The organism is Epilithonimonas sp., from assembly GCF_032054305.1.
Taxonomy (GTDB): domain Bacteria; phylum Bacteroidota; class Bacteroidia; order Flavobacteriales; family Weeksellaceae; genus Epilithonimonas.
On record NZ_DAMBSX010000006.1, the window covers coordinates 77,994 to 97,673 of the forward strand.

The following is a 19,680-nucleotide window of genomic DNA, read 5'->3' on the forward strand; positions in this document are numbered from 1 at the left end:
GTGTGTATTTCCTAACGTTTGTACTTCTGCTTCAGTTTTATTTTTACAGGAATCATAAAAATCTCATTTTTGTTAAGCGTTTTGTTAAAAAGACCTTTGGTTTTCTGTAATCTGAAGACATTCCAAATCAATCCTGCACCAATACCTAAAGCAAGAACTATCCCTATAAAGAATCCTATAACTTTGCTTAGAATGATGCCTAAAACCATTGTGCCGGCAAATGAACCACCGGCATAATAGATATACTTTCCTTTCAGACCTTTAAACACAAGGGGCTTCTTTAGCCCCTTGTATAGAAAGAAACTCTTTTCTTCCATTTCTTATATTCCAAAAAATGCCTGAATTACTGTGGGAACGAGAAGCAGGAAGATACAGGCACCTCCCCAGCCAATCAGTTCTTTATTGACGTCTTGGTCACCATTGTTCCATTTGTTGTAAATTCGGACACCTCCGACAATGCCTACGATCGCACCTATCATTTGAACTAAGTTTGAGACTGGCTCAACGTACTCTTCGATATCCGATGTTGCCGAAGATATAGCTCCGGCGCCTCCTGTCTGAGCAAAAAGTAAATTTGTGCATAATACCAAGATTGCGGAGAACAGCGCTTTTTTAATTTTATGGTGTTTATTAATGCTTGTAATATTATTTTTCATTTGATTTTTAAAATTTTAATTGAACAATAATTGAATTGTTTCATTTGAAACCGTCTGGTAAAAAAAGATTCCAAAGCTCCATAAAGTGCTTTGGAATCGAAACAGATACGGCGTTTTCCGTATCATTGACTGAATGTAATTAAAAAACTAAACTTGATTTGTAAAAACTCTGACCGCTTTCAGAGCCGACAACGATATGTCTTGATGCTTTTTCAAAGAAATTTCGAAACATCTCATCCGAAATAACTGACGGAATTATTTCCTTCTGATGAGGTATTGCCTCCGAATTTTTGCTTCCGATCACTGAACTTAAATTTGAAAGAAATGATTGACGCACTTCTTTTTCATCTTTGCCCTGTTGATTGTCGCCATAGAAGTTTTCAATTTCCCGCTCTTCCTCAAAACGTCGATGGTTAAAAGGTTCGCCGTTTTCTTCGGAGGATAATTCTGTCTCTTCATAATCATAGGAACTTGGTAAGTTTAAATTCTCTACGTCATCTTCATAAATATTTATTATTTCTCCTGGAGTTTCTTCAATAAAGTTCTCAAGGCTGATCAATTCGCCATCATTTTCATTTCTATTTACGATCTGTTTTTTTATAAATAAGTCATAAACTGCAATGCCGGTATAATATAGAATGTATAGTAAACCAGTAATCATTAGGACTTTTCCCATAAATTTTCACTTTTTTAAAATGTTTAAGAAATTTTCATAATCGTCAGATTTTAGAGCGAGATGCACCGCAAAACTTACAAATTCGCTTACAGATATCCCGTCAGCACGAAGGCCCACCAACTTTCTGTAATGATGATCCTGTATCCTTATCATTCTGCTGGTTTTGTCATTACTCTTGTAAGAGTCAACAAATTCATTAATTATGCATAAGGTTTTATCATCAAGTTCGGTTAGATTGGTTGGTTTTTTCTTTGTCCGAGTGTTTTTTGCTGCATCTGCTGTTTTGTGTTTAATGCCCTTTTTCGATAAGACTGCCTCGTCACTCAGAATATTGAGATTCTTTGCTAATTCCTCTTTATCTTCATCGGTCGTATAGCGGTCTAAAATTCCCATAGATGATAAATTAATTCATCGAATGTTTCTTTGACAGCTAACTTTTGTTCATATGTCAGTCCTTTTGTGTTGATGCTAAGCATACATTTTCTGGTTAGAACTGATCCGCCAATTACTTTCCCTATCGTATTGAATTCAGCATCCATTACAGGTTTCAATTCGTAGCTGTCGTCTTTGCGCATATTATTTCTGATGAAATATATTTTTGCCTTGACTTTGATAAGCTTAAGAAGATTGAGAAACAGTACTGTAGACATCATTGTAACACTGGAGTATCCATAAGGAATTATTATGGCATCACTGTATTGTAATACCTGCGTGTAATTATTCTGAATATTTCCGGCGGTATCAAAAAGAATAACCTCCTGACTTTCCTTTAACTGCATTAAAACTTTTTCATTCTGCGTGAGATGAATATTTTCTTCCGAAATTTTCTCTACTTCATAAAGATAATCTGCTTTTAATTCTTTGTCTTCTGACCATTGCCTGTAAAATGAACGCTGAAAATCAAAGTCGATGACATTTACCTTTTTATCGGTAAACATAGAAAGATAGTTGGCAAATGCAATGGCTAAAGTGGTCTTGCCAACTCCGCCCTTCTGATTTGCAAACGTAATAATCATCTCTTTTTTTTCTTTTTTCTTCTTCTATTTTCTAGTTCTTCGCTTGATGGCGGAGAAGCTGCTGAAATATCAAATAGGGAAGTGCGTTTTAACATTTCTTCTAAACTTGATGCTTCTGCAGCTTGCACGCCATTGACAATAGACTGGTGTCCTGGATTTTGAGGATTTAGTAATTGAGATAAATAAAGGTTGTAATAGTAATCTCCGACCAATTCTTTTACGGTAAAGACAACATTGTCAATCTTATTAATGACGAATGCCTCATTTGAGAAACTGACGATCTTTATTTTATCCTGCGAATTATTACTTACTTTCCTTAAGTTTAGGATGTGATCTATTGTTGAATTTCGTGTGTCTTTCCAGATATTATAATTTGTCTTTTTCGATTGTTTCAAAAAAAGCATATAATCCTGGATTTCGCATTTGTACTCTTGTTCCAAATGCTTTTTAAAAACGTTCTTCGTTTCGATTGTCAAATTTGAATTGGCCAGAATGTCAAAGATCTTTTTGTCTAATACTTGGGAGCTGATAATGAATAGGTCACTCATTTTCATTATATCACTGCCTTTGTAAATCGTATTGGTTTTGTGGTCGATGATGGAATAGCCGAAAGGCTGTTTATCATCTTTGAATGAAAGAACAACATCAATCCCAAATTTTTTCTTCAGATGGTATTGAAGCTCTGATTGGTAGGAGGCATGGTTTTTATCCGATACTCTGAAAACCGAGTTGGAAAATACCTCTTTGTATTTTTTGAATAGAGCAAATATCTGTTTTTTTCTTTTCTCGTCAAAACTTTTTTTTGAAAAATTTAAATCATTGACATTTAAAACTTTGATAAAAGCGCCGTTTTTTGTAATATTTAACTTATCATTTTTTTCATAATAGCCGTATCCATTAAGTTCCAGCAGTGTCTTAAACTGATGTAACGTACTATAATTATAATCAATCAATTTTTCTAAATTTTGATGTACGTCAGTACCGTACAACTCTTTAATTGTTTCCTGTAAAGCAGTTTGACTTTTATATTTTTCGAAATCTCTCTCAATACGCTTTGAGCTGTCTTTATTAACCCTTGTACTTACAATATGAATGTGGTTGTTGGCAGTATCATTATGAAAAACAACAATGTACGGTTGTTCACCATAGCCCATTTTATCCATGAATTTATCTGCTGTAAGCGCCAATTGTTCCTTAGAATATTCGCGTCCTTTTGCGGATATTGTAGCGTGAAACTGCGGATTTTTTATTCTTGAATTATTTTTGGAAACTGCTTTCAGATAGTTTTTTATGTCTGGAGCTCCCGAAGAGTGATTAAGATGAGCCGGGAAATTTTTAATTGATAAAAGTTCTCCCTTTCCTTTTTCAATTTTCTTGTCATTATAAATCACACCATTGAACTCACTGGATGATTTGTTTAATATTTTAACAATCATTTTGCAAGTTCAATATAGATTTTTTTGATTATTCTGTTTTGCTCAATTTTCAGACTGTTGAGAATTTCAAGCTTTGAATTATAATCAGATAAAAGGGTAGTGGGTAAGTGCTTGTTGGTGTTGATATGTTTTGCAATCTGATTGATATTATTCTCAATTTTAGAGAATAAATTAACCTGATTTTCGATGAAATTCATGATTTCTTTCCTGTCATTATCAAGTAGCTTTCCTTCGACGCCGCTAATGATATAATCGGAAAGATGAAGGTTGTATTTATTACAGTGATTCAGCCATTTTTCTTTTACTTCGTCATGTAGCCTTAAAGTAATTCGTGCAGTCTTTGATCTGCCTGAGGTTTTTAAATCTTTCATTTGGCAATTTTTTAAAATAGTTAAGGCAATCCTAATTAGGATTCGCACATTTCAATTTGCAAACGAGAAGATTCTTCTCCTGATTAGATCATCAAAATTATGTAAAATTCACTTGAAAATTATAGATTAGTATTTTCGATTTCTATTTACCGTTATTATTTTTTTGCTCTTCTTTCTTTTTTTTGATAAAATCTGTTGGACGCATCCCATTAATTTCATAAAAAAGATCTGAAAAATTCTGACGGGATGCTATACCGCATTTTTCAGCTAATGCTTCAATTGTGTATTTCAAGTAATTTTTATCAGTATTCATTAGATTGGTAATGTAATCAATTCTAAGATTGTTTAGGTAATTTTTAAAATTAACGCCTTTTGATTCGTTGATAAAAGTTGATAAATATGTTGTATTAGTATTGAATTGAGCCGCCAACTGATTTAATGTTAATCCTATTTGAGTATATTCTTGTCTATCCTCAAATGATTTTATTTTTAATAGTAAATCTTGGTAAATCTCCTTACTAATTATCGATGTCTTCTCATCCTCGTAAATGGTATCGGGACTATGTTGATGTAGCATTTTTTCAAGCTGACGATTGTCAAGCTTTATCTGCAGTATCCTGTAATTCAGCATGATCTTCTTATTCTTCCTATATTTAAAAATGTATAGTGTGATAAAAAGCAGCGAAAGACATATAAAAAATATTACCATTAAGGAAGTGAGAAGATTTCTCTTCTCTAAAGCTTCTTTGTTATCTAACAATCGCTTCGTGTCGTATTCTTTGTGAATTCTTGAGGTCAAATAGTAAAACTCTTTTCCTAATAAGCTGTCAACTGATAAGAGCTGTTTAGTGTAGTACAGCTCTTTCTTTGTGTTGTTCAGGTTATTAAAATGGTTTATTAAAATTTCGTAGCTATCACGTGTCTCCGGTAAAACAAAATTTTTATGAACGAAAATTGAATCTACCATCTCAAAATAATGGAGTGCTTTTTCCTTATCAGAATGATAGTAGCTCTTTCCTAAGTAAGAGTAAATTAATGATGCAGTCGCAAAATCATCTACCTTCAATATTTTTGGTAAAGATTTATTTAAGATATCGATTGCATGCTTATAATTTTGACGGTTATATGCTGAAATGCCTTTGCACTTTAAAAAATAACTCTTTTCCAAAGAAAATTCATCAATCCCCTCAATTTCTTTTAGCCCAACATTTATTAAACTATCAGCAGCAGCAAAATTTTTTAGATTTCTCTGACAGATTATTAACTGGTGAAGAGAGTTAAAATATCCCCTTTTATTATTGAAAACTTCATTTGGATGAAGTTGTTTAACTGATTCATTATTAAAAAATTTAATGCATTCTTCGAAATTTTCTTTAGATTCTGAATAATAGCCTAGGTAGCTTTTGACGACTCCCATATGATAGACGACCTTATATTTCAAATACTCGTCTTTAGTATTTTTTAAATAGTTATAAGCTTTTAAATATTCATCTAAAGCCGGATCAAATTTTTTATAGTTAAAGTAATAGATAATCCCTTTTCCCAAATAAGCTAAACCTATCAAATCTTTATCTCGTGATTTTAAAGCGGCATAGATCATACTATCGGAATATACTAATTTTTGCTTTTCATTTTTAGTAAAGAAAACGGCATCCCGATATCCTTGGGTTAAATGTTCAAAATCATTTTCATTTTTCGATTTTTGAATATAAGTCTTTACATAAGGAATTGCTCTTTTATCATTTTTAGGAAGATTCTCATAATTTTTTCGGATAATCTCATATTCGCTCATCTTCTGCGCATTTAACAGCAGAAAAAAGGGGAATAATATCAAAATGAATGAAAATCCTTTAAGCATGGTTAGTAGGCTTCAATTAAGAACCGCCAAATTTATGTAAAATCTCCATAAAACAGGGCTTTTCCCAATATTCTATTAAGATATTTAATTATTATTAAAAACAATTGATAATGAAGCGGTTTCATTGTTTTTTGTTGTCGTGCTTTATAAAACACGACGTCGTGCTTTGTAAAGCACACCCACATATGCTTGTTTGGACGGTCTTTTCGACAATACCTTTGACTCCAAGAATTCTGAGAAAAACCGGCCGGGATAATCCTTAATAAATTTTACTATTATGAAAAAAGTTATCCCATTTTTAATTCTTATTGTGGGTTTATGTGCGCAAAGTTGCAGACAAGTTGATGAGCAAGTAGATAATGATTTTGCACTATCTAGAGTTGCAAAGGAAAGTAATAAAACATCTGATTCAACTAGAATGAAAATTGAATTAGAAAAAGATCCCCCTGTAAAGGATGGTCAAGATTGGAAACACTAAATGAAATGATATAAAGATTCCCTATACCTCAAAAATATAATATCCAGCCAACGACGTTAGATCGGGTATAGGGAAATCTTTCAAAAATTGACGAAGAAGATAATAATGAAAGGGCAGATTTTGATTTTAAAGTTTTTTAATAAATTTTTTAGCCATGAAAAAATCAGTCTTCCTTCAAGTGCCGCTAATAACGGCCTGTTTTTTTATTCTTTTATTCTGCTACGCTAGCGCAAGCAAAATAATGGATTTTGGAAATTTCCAGGTTCAGATCGCACAATCACCACTTTTAAGTGCTTATGCTGGATTTATTTCTTATGCAACAATAATTGTTGAGCTTCTTATTGTAGTTACTCTTATAGTTCCCAAATTTCGATTAATTGGGCTTTATAGCTCTATGGGAATTATGATAGCCTTTACAATCTATATTTATCTTATCCTAAATTTTAGCGACTTTGTTCCCTGTTCTTGCGGCGGGATACTTGAGAAAATGGATTGGACAGAACATCTATTATTTAATCTTGGATGTATTTTACTTTCTTTTATTTCCGTAATTCTAGTTGAGGTTATTAATAGACAAAAATTCATCATCTATTTTGTGAAAATTTTTGTAGTCTTTGTCGCGAGTACTTCTCTTGTTGTTTATCTATTTTATTCTTCAGAATACATTATAAAAAAAGAGAATAATTTTGTTAGAAGATTTCTAATACATCCAGTACTAGAAGATAAATCAATAGATTTAAAGCTGGATTCATACTATATTGCAGGCTCAGATAGTAAAAAAATATATCTTGGAAATATAACAGCTCCATTATTATTTTCTGAAATTAATTATGATTTATCAAATTTAAGCCAACAAAGGATAGAGCTGGATGAGAAAGACTATTCCTTTAAAAATCTATGGCTTCAGACCTTTAAAAACGATTATTTTCTTTACGATGGAAGTGTCCCAATAATTTACAGAGGTAAAATTGGTGACCAATATGCAGAAACAATAAGTTATCAGAACGCATACTTTACTCAATTATCCGTTTTAGATTCGGCTAGATTTGCACTAAGAACGCAGAGTAAAAGTACACAGCAATACACTTTGGGTAGCCTTGATTTAAATCGAAATCCAAAAGTTGTATTGAATCCAGATATTCTTCAAAAACAAATTGACGGAGTATTTGACAGTGACGGAAAATTGTTGCTCAACCAAAATTTTAAAAATCTTATATACATATATAATTACAGAAATGAATATATGATCATGGATGAGGATCTTGAATTGAAATCTCGCTTAAAAACAATTGACACCATAAGCCGAGCTAGATTTAATGTGGTTAAAATTCCAGACGGTCGACATAAAATGAATGTTCCAAGTTTAAAAAACAATCAAAATCCTACAACTAATCAAAACCTCCTTTTTGTGGAATCAAAGCTTATTGGCAAGTATGAGTCTAAGAAAGCATGGAAGAAAAATTCAATCATTGATATCTACAGGATTGACCGACAGGAATATGTAGGAAGCTTTTATATTCCTAAAAAGGATGATAAAGCGCTAACACAGATGTATGCAACCGACATGTATCTTTTTGTTTTAATTGACAAAGAATTGAAAAGATACAAGTTTACTAGACTGATTCTTAATTTATATGAAAAGGGGAATGCCGAAAACCTAAAATAGAGTAGGCAATAATTCAAATTTCTTTAATATGAAAAAATTAATGATTCCTGTAGTCACAGTATTACTTGGCACAGGCGCAGCATTTGCAACTAGTGCTGCAAAAAGCAATTCAGCAAAAGCAATTGTTGACGCTTACAGAATTGATGCCGTTACTGGCGAATGTCTAAACGCACAACAACAGTGTAACACAGTGGGCACAGCCCCATGTGTTTGGTCGGGCGACAGCAGTTCGTCTTTGCACGAGAAAATTTCGGACAACCCGACAATTTGCGGAGAGGAACTTTTCAGACTGCAGTAAAAAAGGGATGCTATAAAGCATCCTTTTTCATTTGTTTGTTAATCCAATCTATGTTTGTTTTATCTTTTAAAAAATAATCCCACCATTCTAATGTTCGATAATAAAGATCTTTTCTATCCTCTGAATTAAAACTTGGATTATGCCCCTGATTTGGATAAAACAGAGCTATAACATGTTTATTATTCCTTTTTAACCCAATATAAAATTCCATGACCTGATCCCATTTTATGTTTTCGTCTTTTTTACCAGCCCATAAAAGAATGGGCGCATTCACTTTCTCAACATTATAAATGGGGTTGTTGTCAAAGTACAATTTTTTGTTTTCACTGAAAGGAAATTTCAATTCATATTGTCCATTTTCATATTGCCAGTAAAATGGGCTGTGGAAATTATAATTGTAAGAAAAATAGGAACGTACAATATCACTATTACCAGCACCAGATAAATACGCTGCAAAACGGTTTGAATGTGTAGCAATAAAGTTTGTCTCATATCCCCCATGGGAATGCCCTGTTAATCCGATTTTCGACTGATCAATATACGGTCTGTTCTGAATTGTATCCAATGCTTTATTGACGCAGTCTAATGCTGAAAGACCTGTTCCTTTTGGACCAAATACAATATCGGGTAAATAAACGAAATAGCCTTGGTCAAGTAAAGTTCTCAAATCAAAAGAAGCAGGATTATTATAGCCTATAATATCATATTGATTTGCCGAATCATTCTGAATTTGATAAATTCTTACAATCATAGGATATTTTTTTTTAGGCTCAAAGTTAGTTGGGTAATATAAAATACCCTTCAACTTCTGATAATCCGAATTAATATAATTTATTATTTCAATTTTAAGATTCTTTACTGCAGCATCTCGATTTTCATTGGTTAAAAGAATTATTGGTTCTTTTTTATGATCATCAACGTAATATAAAGACATCGGTTTGTTGTAATTTTCTAATGTATAAGCAAAAAAATTTGCGTTTCTGTTGTAGTAGAAATCTCTAATATAATTTTCTGAGGATTTTATTATTGATTTTAAATCTTTATTTACAATGGTATAATATGACGTTTTGTTTTCTTCGTCATCTCTGACTTTTATTAAAACTGAATTATCATTCTTTAGGTACGATCTGTAAATCTTGAAATAGCTCCCAATTAATGGTAGACTCTCTTTATTCAAAATTTTAACTTTTTTACTTAGATTTTCGCTAATTTTGATCAGTCTATCCTTCTGAATATTATAAACGAAAATACCTTTTTGAGAATCAAAGTAAATTAATGACGCGTCTTTACTAAAAACAGGATTTTGCAGACTGTGATCTTGAATATATCCTTTTTTCATCGTAGAAAGATTACATAACACCCATTTATCCTGCAAGTCTCTGTAAATACTAAATTCTCCATCTTTGGATAGAGTGAAATATGCACTTTTTACAATATCAAAGGGTTTGGCTGTATTATTCTGAGTATCTAAAATCTGTAAATCAATATTTTGATTATCTACTGTATAATTTTGAAGTTTTCCTCTTTTAAAAGCGAAAAGATATTTATCACTGCCAGATAAAAAAATCTTTTTCGAATCTTTATTATCAATTGCGCTTACATGATTATTGTTTGTAATTATCCAATATTTGTCAATTGGATCAAAACCAGTGTCATGCTTGCTTAAATCACCATCATTTCCATACCATATTTCGACATTTTTGTTTTTTGGTATCTTCGTTTGGCCATTTACAAAATACTTTCCTTCTTCATTCATTTCACTAACTACAATGTAATCTCCAGTATCTATATCTTGTAAAATTGGTTTTGAGATATTGCCAGATTTGATATCTAATAAAACTAAACTTTCCGTTTTATCAGTACTGTTTTGTTCAATTATATAAAGTGTTTTCTTTGAATCACTTATTTCAATTCTCTTGATAAGCACAGGGCTCTCGTAGATCTTTTTTTTATTTTGGGAAGAAGTGTCGTAGATTTCGTATTTATTTTCACCCTTTCTTACGACAAAAATTTTACTTACATTATCTTTCGTAATATTGACTACACTATCTATTTCGTAGTATGATGCCCCTTTGTTATTATAGACAGACAATTTATCGGCAGTGTTTAGTAATGCAAAAGTTCCTGTGTCTGAAGACGCAAAAACTCTTTTAATATTGTCAAAAACCTTCTGTCTTCTATCATTCAGACTAACTAAGACAGCTTTATCTTTTGCCAATGCTACCACAGCTTCTTCTTGTAAAAAAATTGGAATATCTAAGGTTTTCGTTAACAGATGAGGTTTTTGAATTTTATTCTTTGTTGAAAAAATTTCAATAGTATCTTTGTTAATATCATAATGTTTTCCTGCTATAACCCAGTTTCCCTTTGGAGACATCGCAAGAATTTTTATTCGATATTGCTGAGCCATTTTTTTTTCTAATGTGCCTCTCAACGTTTGACCTTGACAAAAAGAAATCCCTACAAGTAACAGTAAAATTATTATATTTTTAAATGATCTCATTAGTAACCTGGATTTTGGGGATTTAAATTTGAATTTAGTTCAAGATCTTTTTGAGGAATTGGCCACAGTTGATGATTAGTCTGCCAATTAGGTTTTGAGGAAATAAGAGAATTTAAATTGTTATTCCTTTTGAGATCAAAGAAACGATGCCCCATCTCTGTAAAGAATTCTCTACGGTTCTCACTTGCGATTTCAGTAATTAAATCAGACTGTGAAATGCCTGAAGTTACCGCCGAAAGTCCAGCACGTTGTCTTGTAGCATTTAAATATAGCAGTGCTTCATTGAGTTTGTTTTGTTTTGCCAAGCTTTCGGATAATAGTAGGTAAACTTCTTCAAGCCTGAAAACAATGGAGTACTCTGTGGTATTATTTGAGCGATTTTTATATTTATCGGCTCTATACCAAGTGTTTGCGCCCACAGTAATTACTGCCATCCAGTTCGATTTTCTGAAATCCGATGATGCAAAGGAGGACATAAGAGATGTCGATAGTGCGTAGCTCGAAGGTGCTGCACCTGTGAAATAATATAAACTTGCCTCTTTTGTTGCATCTCCTGAATTTTTAGGTTTTAATTGCCACAAAATATGTTTTCCTGACTTTTGAAAGACTTTAGCAATGTCAGTTTCGAAAGTATAAAGAGAACTTTGAGCTATTGATTTTAATTTAGCTTCCGCATCGGCTGGTCTCTGCTCTGCAAAATATACCTTTGCCATCATCAGTTCTGCAACTTTACGATTGACAAAAATTCTTTCGGAGTTACTGTATTCGTCTGCTAATAATATATAACATTCGTTCAAATCGTTTTCAAGTCGAACAAGAACATCATCAGAACTCAATTTTGATGAGGTGTTGTTAGCAGTGTAATCAGTTGTAGTTAAATAAGGAATATCTCCATATATTTGCTGTAAATAGAAATATAAAATACAGCGTATCAGTAATGCTTCACCTTTCATTCTTCTTTTGTCTGTGTTTGAAATTCCTGATGATTTTTCAAGACCTTCTAAGATAGAATTGGAGAAATAGATTTGTTGATATGTATTTGACCACAGTGAATAAACTGCAGCATTGCTGGAAATGAGTTGATTTTGTGAAATTTCATAGATTCCATTTGTTGCGGTAGTTGCATAACAAGTGAGATCATCTGTATAATTGCTCAAAAATAATCCCATCTTATCACCTGCCAGTAGAGAATTATCTCGTAAACTCGAATATAATGCCGATAATGCGGAATTTGCTGTTTGAGTGTCCTGAAAAACATTGTTTTTATCAATTTGATTTTCCGGTACATCAACTTCCAGCATCTCTTCACAAGAAATCAGATTGAGTAGTAATAGTGAGAATAATAATATAGTAATGTTTGTAATTGTTTTCATTTCAAATTTTTTAAAGATTGAACTGTAACCCAAAAGAGTATGTTTTCAGAGGTGGCAGATAGCCCAGTGCTAAAAACTCAGGATCAACACCAAAATATTTGGTTACCGTGAGAAGATTTTGTCCTTGAATGTATATTTTGACATTTCTGAAGACGCTGTTTTTTAATGGAATCTGATATCCCAATTGTACATTTTTTAATCTGATAAATGATGCGTCCGACACTGATGCTGTACTGTTTTGAAAAAATGTGTGAAGCGTGTTTACTCCGGAAGTATATGGCATATATGTACCAGTAGGGTTGTCCGTTGACCAGACATCTAAAACTTCGACTGGCTGATTATTCATACTGCCAGGAACAGTTATAATACTGTTGTAATTTCTGTTTTTTTGCTTAACGAACTGAAACAAAAATGAAACGTCCCAATTTTTATATCTGAAACTGTTCGACCACCCACCGAAGAACTTTACACTTATGTCCTGAGCAACTTTGTTATCTTCAGGTGAAGATATCTTTCCATCTCCATTGAAATCAGTAAAACTGTATTTTCCTGTTTTAGGATCGATACCTTCAAGTTGATACAATTTGATAATTGAAGTAGATTGCCCAATGATAAATTGATTGGCATACGTTGAACCTTCCAGTCCCGGAAATGAAACTAATTTGTTTGTTGGAAAACTAATGTTGAAATTAGTATCCCATTTAAGAGACCCTGTTTTTAGTGGCTGAGCTGCCAACTCAAATTCCCATCCTTTGTTTTCGACCGTAGCATCAAGATTTGCCAATACACTTGTAAAGCCAGTGATTGAAGGCAGCTGGTAGCCCACCAATTGATTTGAAGAAAGATTTCTATACCAAGCTGTCGTAATATTAATATGGTCTTTGAAGAGCCCAAGTTCTAAAGCAACTTCTAGCTTTTTAGTTTTTTCCCAACTATAGTTACCATTATAGAGTCTTGACGGAATCAATCCTGTAACTGAATTATAGATATATGATGATGAGACAGTATAAGTATCTAAATATTGATAGTCTCCAATGTTGTCACTACCTGCAGTACCATAACTTCCGCGAAGCTTTCCAAAACTTAACCATTCTAGATTTTCGGCAAATTTTTCTTTTTTAAATAACCAAGCTCCTCCAACTGCTGCAAAATTGGCAAACTTTTTATTTGGACCAAAGCGACTGCTTCCATCACGTCTGCCAGTCAGATTAATTATATATTTATTTAAATATTGATAATTAAGCCTCCCAAAAAATGCGGCGTATCTGTATTCATTTGTGATTTGGTCTGAAACTGTTTTTGTTCTTGCAGCACCGATATTTGTTATAAAAGCATTACTTTCAAAGCCTACACCTACAATTGACCCTTGTTCGTTTGTCTCTCTTTGAAATGTTCCTCCCGCCAAAGCATCGATTTTATGATGTTCAGATTGGTAATTCCAGTTAATTTGTGGTTCAATGATGAAAGAAAATCTGTCCTGATTATTCTTAGATGCTGTCGAAGTTGCGCTTGACTGACCCGCAGCATAAGCCGGATTATAAATTGTATTGGGCTGTAACGAAAGTTCTTCAAATGTCTGGTAGTTAAATCCACCATTAAGCTTTAGCAATAAGTTTTTATAAACCTCATACTGTGTTGTAATACTATTAAGAAATTGCTTGTTTTCATTTGTATAGGTGCTATTGTAGGCTGCCACAGGATTGGCAAATGTATTATTCTGCCAGTTTAATCCACCTTCAGAATTGTAAAGCTCAGGTGCATTTGGAACTAAATTGTACGCCTGCCTCGTAATATCTGTTCTAATGACATTGTTTTTCTGAATTGAAAAACTATTGGCAATATTCATCTGAAATTTATTGTCTGCAGATCGATGCGAGATATGGCTGGAAATGTTTTTGCTTTTGTATTTAAAGTCTTCCCCAAAAACAGTGGTCTGCTCATTATTTGAAAGGCTCAATAAAAAATTGGTTGTTTCTCCACCGCCATTTAATGATAATTGTGTGTTTGACAAAGCTGCTGTGTTCCCAACTAATTTATCCGGCCAGTTTGTATATCTATCTTGATTCCAAGTTCCATTGATATCATAAGCCGTTGCAGGATAAGTACTGATTCCATCATTTTCAAATGCTTTTTTTCTCATAGATAAATATTCTGATGTATTAATCAAATTGAGATTAGAAATCACTGTACTTAATCCATAGGATGTATTAAAATTTAAATTCAGTCGTTTTGACTTTCCTCTTTTAGTAGTTACCAAAACAACACCATTAGCACCACGGGAGCCATATATTGCTGTTGCATCAGCATCTTTTAAAATTTCAATTTTTTCAATGTCGTTTGGATTGATGCTGTTGAGAGGATTAAGACTTCTTCCGGGTAGAATAACAGTCGAATAGAGTGATGTCATTTCTCCACCCATCGGAACACCATCGATCACATAAAGTGGCTGATTTCCATCAATTGTGCTGTTGTCCTTGTTTCTTAAACTGTTTCTACCTCTTATTTGAATATCATAACCACCTCCGGGAACTCCTGAATTTTGAGTGATAGTAACACCCGCAAGTCGTCCCTGAACACTAGATAGAACATTAGTCACAGGCTGATTTTCTATATCCTTCGCTGAAACTTTTGCAATACTACCGGTACTTTCTTTCTCTTTTACTTTATAATATCCGGCATTGACAACAACTTCTTCAATGCCCTGTACTTTCTGATCTAATGAAAGATTAATAACAGCTTTACCATTTACGGTAATTCTTTTTTCTGCATACTCAGGATGTCGGAAAATTATGATGGGATTTTCACCGTTTATTTGTAAGATGTAAAATCCTTTCGAATTGGTCTGTGTAACTTGATCACTGCCTTCCTGAGATACATTGACTCCAGAAAGTGGTGTCTGATTCTCGCCGACAGTAACTGTTCCGGTCACTGTCTTGGTTTGTGCTTTTGCATTACTGCATAATGCAGTTAACAAAAAGACAATACCAATGCTTCCTATTTTAGAATAGGATTTTTTCATAGTTTTGTATGGGTTTTTTGATTAAACTCCTTGATAAACCTAGCTCTTTCCTGAAGTCTGCAAACTGAATAGGGAAGGGCTTTCTTATTTATAAGGATTATTTTTTATTTCATTTTTTAGTTATTATTACTTCTGGATTCAGGTATTTGAAAACAAAACTTTCTTAGTGCCTTTTGGATAGGGGATAGTCGTTAGTTAACCGCAAGGCACCTAAAAGCCATTTAATATGAATGAAATTGTGTCCCGAGAAAGCTTTAAAAGCCGCAATGAGTTGTACACCTCATTGTATCATATAATCTGATACTATTTTTGGAAGGTGCTTAGAAGTAGAAAAGCGAACAGCATTGGAAAAAGACGGCGTGGAACTCTACATTATCCAATTCGGGGTACTGGTATACCTTGTATACAGATAAGAGAGCCCACGCCTAGGTCGTGAGCTTCCTGCTTATCGTCTCGTATACTAAAATTACCAGTTTTCGAATTGAGATTCTAAGCAATAGCTTCTATTATTCTTTGAAGTATCGCAAAATTACATATTCTGTAACTTATTTTACAAATATAGTAATTTTATTTATTGTATGGTAATATATTACCACGAATTTTCAAATCAAAAATCCAAAATTGCCCATAAATACATTATTTATGGATAGCAAAGAAGTCTTAAGATTATTTATGCTTGAGTTTTCAGAAAATTTGAAAAAGATTCGAGCTACAAAATATAACTCAATGGATGAGGTTGCGCAGAATTCAAATTTCGATTCAAGCAATTACAATAAATTTGAAAATGGAAAGGGCAATCCAACTATAGAAACGATGTTGAAAATGTCATCAGCTTTTGGTATTACCCCAAAAGAACTTTTTGACTTTGATTTCGATATTAATAAATATAAGATTGACGAATAAAAAAATCCTAACTAATTTGTTAGGATTTCTTTTACTTATTAATTTCCTGATAATACCGATCAGAGCATTGATCAAGAACTTCTTCTGTTTCTTTTAATTCTTTTTTAGTTGAGTAAACCCAGACTGAAAGTCCAACTATTACCAATGTTGCTACAATACTGTAGATTTTTATTGCTTTCATATTTATGCTTTTTGTAAATATATGAAATTTATCGCATCGGAGGAGGTGGTAATGACTTGCTTGGAAGATAATTATCAATTTGGTTCTGTGTAATGATTTCTTTTTCTACTTTTTTGAAATCTATAGGAGATGCTTCAGTTCTTTGAGATTCGTCCTGCAAATAAATTTTGTCTTCCAGCGAATCTATTACCTTCTTAAAATCAGAATCCATAAAAGGTAAAATAAAACATATTTTGTCTTCCTTTCCATTTACCTTAAAACTTAAGTAATTTCTACTGCCTGCATAACCTTGATTTGCATCCAGCGCTTTTTTTATTACATATTTATCCAAATTTTTATCTGATAAGCTATTGATTTCATCAAGTTCACTCTGGCTTAATTTATATTGATAATATACTTTATCTCTTTCTCTATCAAGATAAACATTTAGAACTCCATCTTTGTCCAAAGTGGTATAAGCACTAATGGACAGTTCGTTGTTTGATTTTATATCATAGCTTACGAGCTTAAAATCAGTAACCTTTTTTTGACAGCTAACAAATATAATTTGTATTAGTAGCAAGAAAAGAAGTTTTGTTTTCATAGTTATTTTATTGTTGATGATTGAAATTAATTAAAAGTTATAAGATTATACATCCAACAAACTTTCATCATACCAAATATCCTCGTAGCCGTTACTATCTATTAAAAAACGATTACCAGCCGGAAGCCCGAGATATTGAATTATAAAAGAAGCATCTTCCAACAAATGATAGGCGTGAGAAGGCTGAAAAAAATCATCTGCATAAGAAAACTCACCTGACCAAATATACCAACCAGTTAAACCTTTTGTTCGGGGATGTCTAAGTCCATTTATTTGAATGTTGGGATTAAAATTTCGACCCAATGCAATTACGGTATTTAACTCTACTACATCAGAAATTTGAGAATTCTTTTCACAAATTTTCAATTGGTCTTGTAAATAATCTTGAGTATCCATTCTTTTTGAGATTCTATAATTATTTTATATAAATGTTAGATTTCCTTTTTTCCACTCGTCTAAAGTAATTTCAGCTGTTGAACCAATTATTCCCGATTGCTTTATTATTTCTTTTAAAACTTTGACCGCTTTCTTTTCATCAAGATGTAAGATATAACAGGCAGACCATAATCGCGGACCTTTATGCTGATGGTTTAAAAACTGAAATAAACTTTCTATTGAATTTTGGTTTTTAAGAAATGAAGCTGCATTCATTACCTTCTCGTAATTTTTATTTCCTACTTTAAAATTACCATTTTCTGTAGATTCTACTTGAATAATTGAAGCCTCCTCAAACATTTTTAATGCAGTTTCAATGTCTACTATTTTCTTCATAATCTCATAATAATAGTTCTAATTTTCCTTCTTTCCACAAATGAAGAGTCGCAGAGGCTGTCATTTTTACTTTCGAATTTGTAGATAATTTTTTTAGGATGTTCTCAGCTATATCAGGTTTTGATTTTAAAGTAAAAATGGCCGCCCACAATTTTACATATTCGTCAGGATTATCCAACATTTCACTAAAAAGCTCTTCTTCACGTTGCTCCTTTGCATGGTTATAAAGGTTATGTAATTCTTTGTGAAGTTTATTTGCTTTTTTATAATCTCCGTTTACATAAAGTACTCCGTGTTGAACTGAATGTTGTAAAAATTTCTCTTCTATTTCTGTTCTGCTTATTTCCAATCTTTTAGTCAAAAATATTATAAGACATTTTCAATAATGTCATTGGGATTAATACTCGATATTTTCTTCGATAATTTTAACCGACTTTCCTTCGAGATAATACTTATAAACTAATTCAAACCAATCCTTACCATTTGATGTATTGTAAATAATAATAACATCGCCGATTTCTTTAATTTTAGCATCTACGCAAACTGCTCCAAACTCAGTGTTACCCTCATTAAAATCTTCTATAATAGTACTAATTAAAAAATTTTTCATTTGATCCGATGTAAGGTTTTCGTCATATGCGCCAAGATCAATCCATTCATTATTTTTAAATATTAAACCAAATGGAGCAAACTCTTTAAATTCATTTAAAAATGCTTGAGCAGTTTTGACAACTTGTTTTATGCCTGTAATATATTTGTCTTCCATAATATTTTAATTAAATACAACCTGGTATTCCTGCACAAGGATCTTTTTTTACTGGGACAGGTTTAATTTTTGGAGCTGGGTTGTTATTTACTCTAATGTTATCTGTTTTTGCAGGAGCTGGTCCTGTTAGGTTATAAGGTTGAATTTCAATCCCTGAATCTTTTAAAGGATTTGATAAATTTGCATCCTTGTTTATCCTCAAAATTAGCCTTTTTCCATCAACTAAATTGTCCTGAAATCTTAATTGTCTTGTAAGAGATTGATTTTTTACATTTTTTATTTCCACAGGATTTCCTTCTTTGGTGAATCCATCAGGTCTCGTTCCTCCTGTTTTACCTGTTTTCGAATCTGTTGCTTCAAAATTTTTAGTATTCTTTGTAACATTTTGTCCTTCTTCATTCATTCTGTTTATTTGCTCTGGTTCCATCTGCCTACCTCTGTTAAAATGTTCCTGAGATTTTGTAGTTGCTTCACTAGTTTTTGTCATTGTTTCAACAACAGGATTAGGCCTCACATTTGAGCCACCTTCAAAGATTGGCATAAATCTCACTAATCCACTTATACCAAAAAGACAACATTGTTCTGATTCTTCAACTGCATCTTCGGTAGACCTTCCATCCGGATCAATAAATCGCAATGGATTGTTCATTGCGTAGTTATATGGTGACCAACGTCTGTATTCTTCGCTTAGTGGATCAGGAGAAAACCAGCGACCTGCAGTATCAAGATATGGTTGTGAGTCAGCATTTTCTATGTTGATATCTAATAATTCAACAATTTCATTGGTTCTTGCATTGTAACGGACTGATCCAATGCTTACAATACTGTCTAAGTCGTGAGCTTCTAAATATTTACCTTTGCTTAATGTAGCAATTTTAGGATAGAAGCCATATTTCTTAAAAGGATTTCCTGCTTCAATGTTTTGTCTTCTCCGCTCTGCTTCGGCTGGTGTTAAAGTATCCCTCGTTTTTAGAACTTCGTCCATATAAGGACGCAATCTTTCTTCTTTGGTAAGTTTTACGGGATTTACGTAAATCTTTTCAGGATTGTTTGAAACATTCTTTTCTACTTGAGCATTGAGAAAAACTGCGATTATCAAAAAGAATACATAAAATAGTTTTTTCAT

22 protein-coding genes are annotated in these 19,680 nt (G+C 32.6%); 4 read left to right on the forward strand and 18 right to left on the reverse strand.

All coding sequences use genetic code 11. The annotated features are described in order from the left end of the window. Positions 1 to 11: 11 nt before the first annotated feature. From RTX21_RS13785 to RTX21_RS13820, 8 genes are all read right to left on the reverse strand, one after another. Positions 12 to 317: a DUF4133 domain-containing protein gene (locus tag RTX21_RS13785; RefSeq protein ID WP_002977321.1), complete on the reverse strand. Its 306-nt coding sequence runs from the start codon at positions 315 to 317 to the stop codon at positions 12 to 14. Positions 318 to 320: 3 nt separating this feature from the next. Then, entirely contained in the window at positions 321 to 656 is a 336-nt protein-coding gene (locus RTX21_RS13790; protein WP_002977322.1) for a DUF4134 domain-containing protein, read from the reverse strand. A gap of 139 nt (positions 657 to 795) precedes the next feature. Beyond that, on the reverse strand, positions 796 to 1,332 hold the full coding sequence (locus tag RTX21_RS13795) for a hypothetical protein (RefSeq protein WP_002977323.1): 537 nt from the start codon (positions 1,330 to 1,332) through the stop codon (positions 796 to 798). Positions 1,333 to 1,338: 6 nt separating this feature from the next. Beyond that, the gene (locus RTX21_RS13800; protein WP_002977324.1) at positions 1,339 to 1,725 is read right to left on the reverse strand and encodes a hypothetical protein; all 387 of its coding nucleotides are present in this window, start codon (positions 1,723 to 1,725) and stop codon (positions 1,339 to 1,341) included. Beyond that, entirely contained in the window at positions 1,713 to 2,348 is a 636-nt protein-coding gene (locus RTX21_RS13805) for a ParA family protein (RefSeq protein WP_002977325.1), read from the reverse strand. The genes RTX21_RS13800 and RTX21_RS13805 overlap by 13 nt, the downstream gene beginning before the upstream one ends. Continuing rightward, complete coding sequence (locus RTX21_RS13810; protein WP_002977326.1) at positions 2,345 to 3,784, reverse strand: relaxase/mobilization nuclease domain-containing protein; 1,440 nt, start codon at positions 3,782 to 3,784, stop codon at positions 2,345 to 2,347. Before RTX21_RS13810 ends, RTX21_RS13805 begins: the two co-directional genes overlap by 4 nt. Then, positions 3,781 to 4,155 carry a hypothetical protein gene (locus RTX21_RS13815; RefSeq protein WP_002977327.1) on the reverse strand — a complete coding sequence of 125 codons (375 nt, stop codon included), beginning with the start codon at positions 4,153 to 4,155 and terminating at the stop codon, positions 3,781 to 3,783. The genes RTX21_RS13810 and RTX21_RS13815 overlap by 4 nt, the downstream gene beginning before the upstream one ends. Before the next feature lie 142 nt (positions 4,156 to 4,297). Beyond that, positions 4,298 to 5,947: an AraC family transcriptional regulator gene (locus RTX21_RS13820; protein ID WP_164720332.1), complete on the reverse strand. Its 1,650-nt coding sequence runs from the start codon at positions 5,945 to 5,947 to the stop codon at positions 4,298 to 4,300. Between the two features lie 343 nt (positions 5,948 to 6,290). Between RTX21_RS13820 and RTX21_RS13825 the strand changes: the two genes are divergently transcribed. The 3 genes from RTX21_RS13825 to RTX21_RS13835 all read left to right on the forward strand — a co-directional run bounded on the left by RTX21_RS13825 (position 6,291) and on the right by RTX21_RS13835 (position 8,455). Next, entirely contained in the window at positions 6,291 to 6,491 is a 201-nt protein-coding gene (locus RTX21_RS13825) for a hypothetical protein (RefSeq protein ID WP_002977329.1), read from the forward strand. Positions 6,492 to 6,645: 154 nt separating this feature from the next. Further along, complete coding sequence (locus RTX21_RS13830; protein WP_002977330.1) at positions 6,646 to 8,157, forward strand: MauE/DoxX family redox-associated membrane protein; 1,512 nt, start codon at positions 6,646 to 6,648, stop codon at positions 8,155 to 8,157. A gap of 28 nt (positions 8,158 to 8,185) precedes the next feature. Continuing rightward, positions 8,186 to 8,455, forward strand: a complete 270-nt coding sequence (locus tag RTX21_RS13835; RefSeq protein ID WP_312768567.1) for a DUF6520 family protein — start codon at positions 8,186 to 8,188, stop codon at positions 8,453 to 8,455. A gap of 10 nt (positions 8,456 to 8,465) precedes the next feature. Here the strand turns inward: RTX21_RS13835 and RTX21_RS13840 are convergent, their stop codons facing one another. The 3 genes from RTX21_RS13840 to RTX21_RS13850 are packed head-to-tail and all read right to left on the reverse strand — an operon-like array spanning position 8,466 to position 15,350. Continuing rightward, complete coding sequence (locus tag RTX21_RS13840) at positions 8,466 to 10,958, reverse strand: prolyl oligopeptidase family serine peptidase (protein WP_312768569.1); 2,493 nt, start codon at positions 10,956 to 10,958, stop codon at positions 8,466 to 8,468. Beyond that, positions 10,958 to 12,331, reverse strand: coding sequence for a RagB/SusD family nutrient uptake outer membrane protein (locus tag RTX21_RS13845; RefSeq protein ID WP_027383741.1), 1,374 nt, complete (start codon positions 12,329 to 12,331; stop codon positions 10,958 to 10,960). Before RTX21_RS13845 ends, RTX21_RS13840 begins: the two co-directional genes overlap by 1 nt. Before the next feature lie 10 nt (positions 12,332 to 12,341). Beyond that, complete coding sequence (locus tag RTX21_RS13850; RefSeq protein ID WP_002977334.1) at positions 12,342 to 15,350, reverse strand: SusC/RagA family TonB-linked outer membrane protein; 3,009 nt, start codon at positions 15,348 to 15,350, stop codon at positions 12,342 to 12,344. Positions 15,351 to 15,992: 642 nt separating this feature from the next. Here RTX21_RS13850 and RTX21_RS13855 point away from each other — a divergent pair. Then, a complete protein-coding gene (locus RTX21_RS13855; protein WP_002977335.1) occupies positions 15,993 to 16,253 on the forward strand; it encodes a helix-turn-helix domain-containing protein in 261 nt (86 codons plus the stop codon). Positions 16,254 to 16,284: 31 nt separating this feature from the next. Here the strand turns inward: RTX21_RS13855 and RTX21_RS13860 are convergent, their stop codons facing one another. The 7 genes from RTX21_RS13860 to RTX21_RS13890 are packed head-to-tail and all read right to left on the reverse strand — an operon-like array spanning position 16,285 to position 19,680. Further along, positions 16,285 to 16,434 (reverse strand): hypothetical protein, encoded by a 150-nt coding sequence (locus tag RTX21_RS13860; protein WP_002977336.1) that lies wholly within the window; start codon positions 16,432 to 16,434, stop codon positions 16,285 to 16,287. A 28-nt stretch (positions 16,435 to 16,462) separates the two neighbouring features. Further along, positions 16,463 to 17,017, reverse strand: coding sequence for a hypothetical protein (locus RTX21_RS13865; protein WP_002977337.1), 555 nt, complete (start codon positions 17,015 to 17,017; stop codon positions 16,463 to 16,465). A gap of 45 nt (positions 17,018 to 17,062) precedes the next feature. Then, positions 17,063 to 17,413 carry a hypothetical protein gene (locus tag RTX21_RS13870; protein ID WP_002977338.1) on the reverse strand — a complete coding sequence of 117 codons (351 nt, stop codon included), beginning with the start codon at positions 17,411 to 17,413 and terminating at the stop codon, positions 17,063 to 17,065. Positions 17,414 to 17,437: 24 nt separating this feature from the next. Continuing rightward, positions 17,438 to 17,788: a hypothetical protein gene (locus RTX21_RS13875; protein ID WP_002977339.1), complete on the reverse strand. Its 351-nt coding sequence runs from the start codon at positions 17,786 to 17,788 to the stop codon at positions 17,438 to 17,440. Between the two features lie 4 nt (positions 17,789 to 17,792). Continuing rightward, on the reverse strand, positions 17,793 to 18,137 hold the full coding sequence (locus RTX21_RS13880) for a hypothetical protein (protein WP_027383739.1): 345 nt from the start codon (positions 18,135 to 18,137) through the stop codon (positions 17,793 to 17,795). A gap of 48 nt (positions 18,138 to 18,185) precedes the next feature. After that, a complete protein-coding gene (locus RTX21_RS13885; protein WP_002977341.1) occupies positions 18,186 to 18,554 on the reverse strand; it encodes a hypothetical protein in 369 nt (122 codons plus the stop codon). Between the two features lie 10 nt (positions 18,555 to 18,564). Beyond that, positions 18,565 to 19,680 carry an RHS repeat-associated core domain-containing protein gene (locus RTX21_RS13890; protein WP_002977342.1) on the reverse strand — a complete coding sequence of 372 codons (1,116 nt, stop codon included), beginning with the start codon at positions 19,678 to 19,680 and terminating at the stop codon, positions 18,565 to 18,567.

Excerpts from the sequence above, each read along its gene's own strand:
- RTX21_RS13805 (WP_002977325.1), bottom strand. The coding sequence starts at position 2,348 with ATGATTATTACGTTTGCAAATCAGAAGGGCGGAGTTGGCAAGACCACT.
- RTX21_RS13785 (WP_002977321.1), bottom strand. The coding sequence starts at position 317 with ATGGAAGAAAAGAGTTTCTTTCTATACAAGGGGCTAAAGAAGCCCCTT.
- RTX21_RS13800 (WP_002977324.1), bottom strand. The coding sequence starts at position 1,725 with ATGGGAATTTTAGACCGCTATACGACCGATGAAGATAAAGAGGAATTA.
- RTX21_RS13850 (WP_002977334.1), bottom strand. The coding sequence starts at position 15,350 with ATGAAAAAATCCTATTCTAAAATAGGAAGCATTGGTATTGTCTTTTTG.
- RTX21_RS13825 (WP_002977329.1), top strand. The coding sequence starts at position 6,291 with ATGAAAAAAGTTATCCCATTTTTAATTCTTATTGTGGGTTTATGTGCG.
- RTX21_RS13865 (WP_002977337.1), bottom strand. The coding sequence starts at position 17,017 with ATGAAAACAAAACTTCTTTTCTTGCTACTAATACAAATTATATTTGTT.
- RTX21_RS13810 (WP_002977326.1), bottom strand. The coding sequence starts at position 3,784 with ATGATTGTTAAAATATTAAACAAATCATCCAGTGAGTTCAATGGTGTG.
- RTX21_RS13840 (WP_312768569.1), bottom strand. The coding sequence starts at position 10,958 with ATGAGATCATTTAAAAATATAATAATTTTACTGTTACTTGTAGGGATT.
- RTX21_RS13820 (WP_164720332.1), bottom strand. The coding sequence starts at position 5,947 with ATGAGCGAATATGAGATTATCCGAAAAAATTATGAGAATCTTCCTAAA.
- RTX21_RS13890 (WP_002977342.1), bottom strand. The coding sequence starts at position 19,680 with ATGAAAAAACTATTTTATGTATTCTTTTTGATAATCGCAGTTTTTCTC.
- RTX21_RS13885 (WP_002977341.1), bottom strand. The coding sequence starts at position 18,554 with ATGGAAGACAAATATATTACAGGCATAAAACAAGTTGTCAAAACTGCT.
- RTX21_RS13870 (WP_002977338.1), bottom strand. The coding sequence starts at position 17,413 with ATGGATACTCAAGATTATTTACAAGACCAATTGAAAATTTGTGAAAAG.
- RTX21_RS13875 (WP_002977339.1), bottom strand. The coding sequence starts at position 17,788 with ATGAAGAAAATAGTAGACATTGAAACTGCATTAAAAATGTTTGAGGAG.
- RTX21_RS13855 (WP_002977335.1), top strand. The coding sequence starts at position 15,993 with ATGGATAGCAAAGAAGTCTTAAGATTATTTATGCTTGAGTTTTCAGAA.
- RTX21_RS13830 (WP_002977330.1), top strand. The coding sequence starts at position 6,646 with ATGAAAAAATCAGTCTTCCTTCAAGTGCCGCTAATAACGGCCTGTTTT.
- RTX21_RS13790 (WP_002977322.1), bottom strand. The coding sequence starts at position 656 with ATGAAAAATAATATTACAAGCATTAATAAACACCATAAAATTAAAAAA.
- RTX21_RS13860 (WP_002977336.1), bottom strand. The coding sequence starts at position 16,434 with ATGAAAGCAATAAAAATCTACAGTATTGTAGCAACATTGGTAATAGTT.
- RTX21_RS13845 (WP_027383741.1), bottom strand. The coding sequence starts at position 12,331 with ATGAAAACAATTACAAACATTACTATATTATTATTCTCACTATTACTA.
- RTX21_RS13795 (WP_002977323.1), bottom strand. The coding sequence starts at position 1,332 with ATGGGAAAAGTCCTAATGATTACTGGTTTACTATACATTCTATATTAT.
- RTX21_RS13815 (WP_002977327.1), bottom strand. The coding sequence starts at position 4,155 with ATGAAAGATTTAAAAACCTCAGGCAGATCAAAGACTGCACGAATTACT.
- RTX21_RS13835 (WP_312768567.1), top strand. The coding sequence starts at position 8,186 with ATGAAAAAATTAATGATTCCTGTAGTCACAGTATTACTTGGCACAGGC.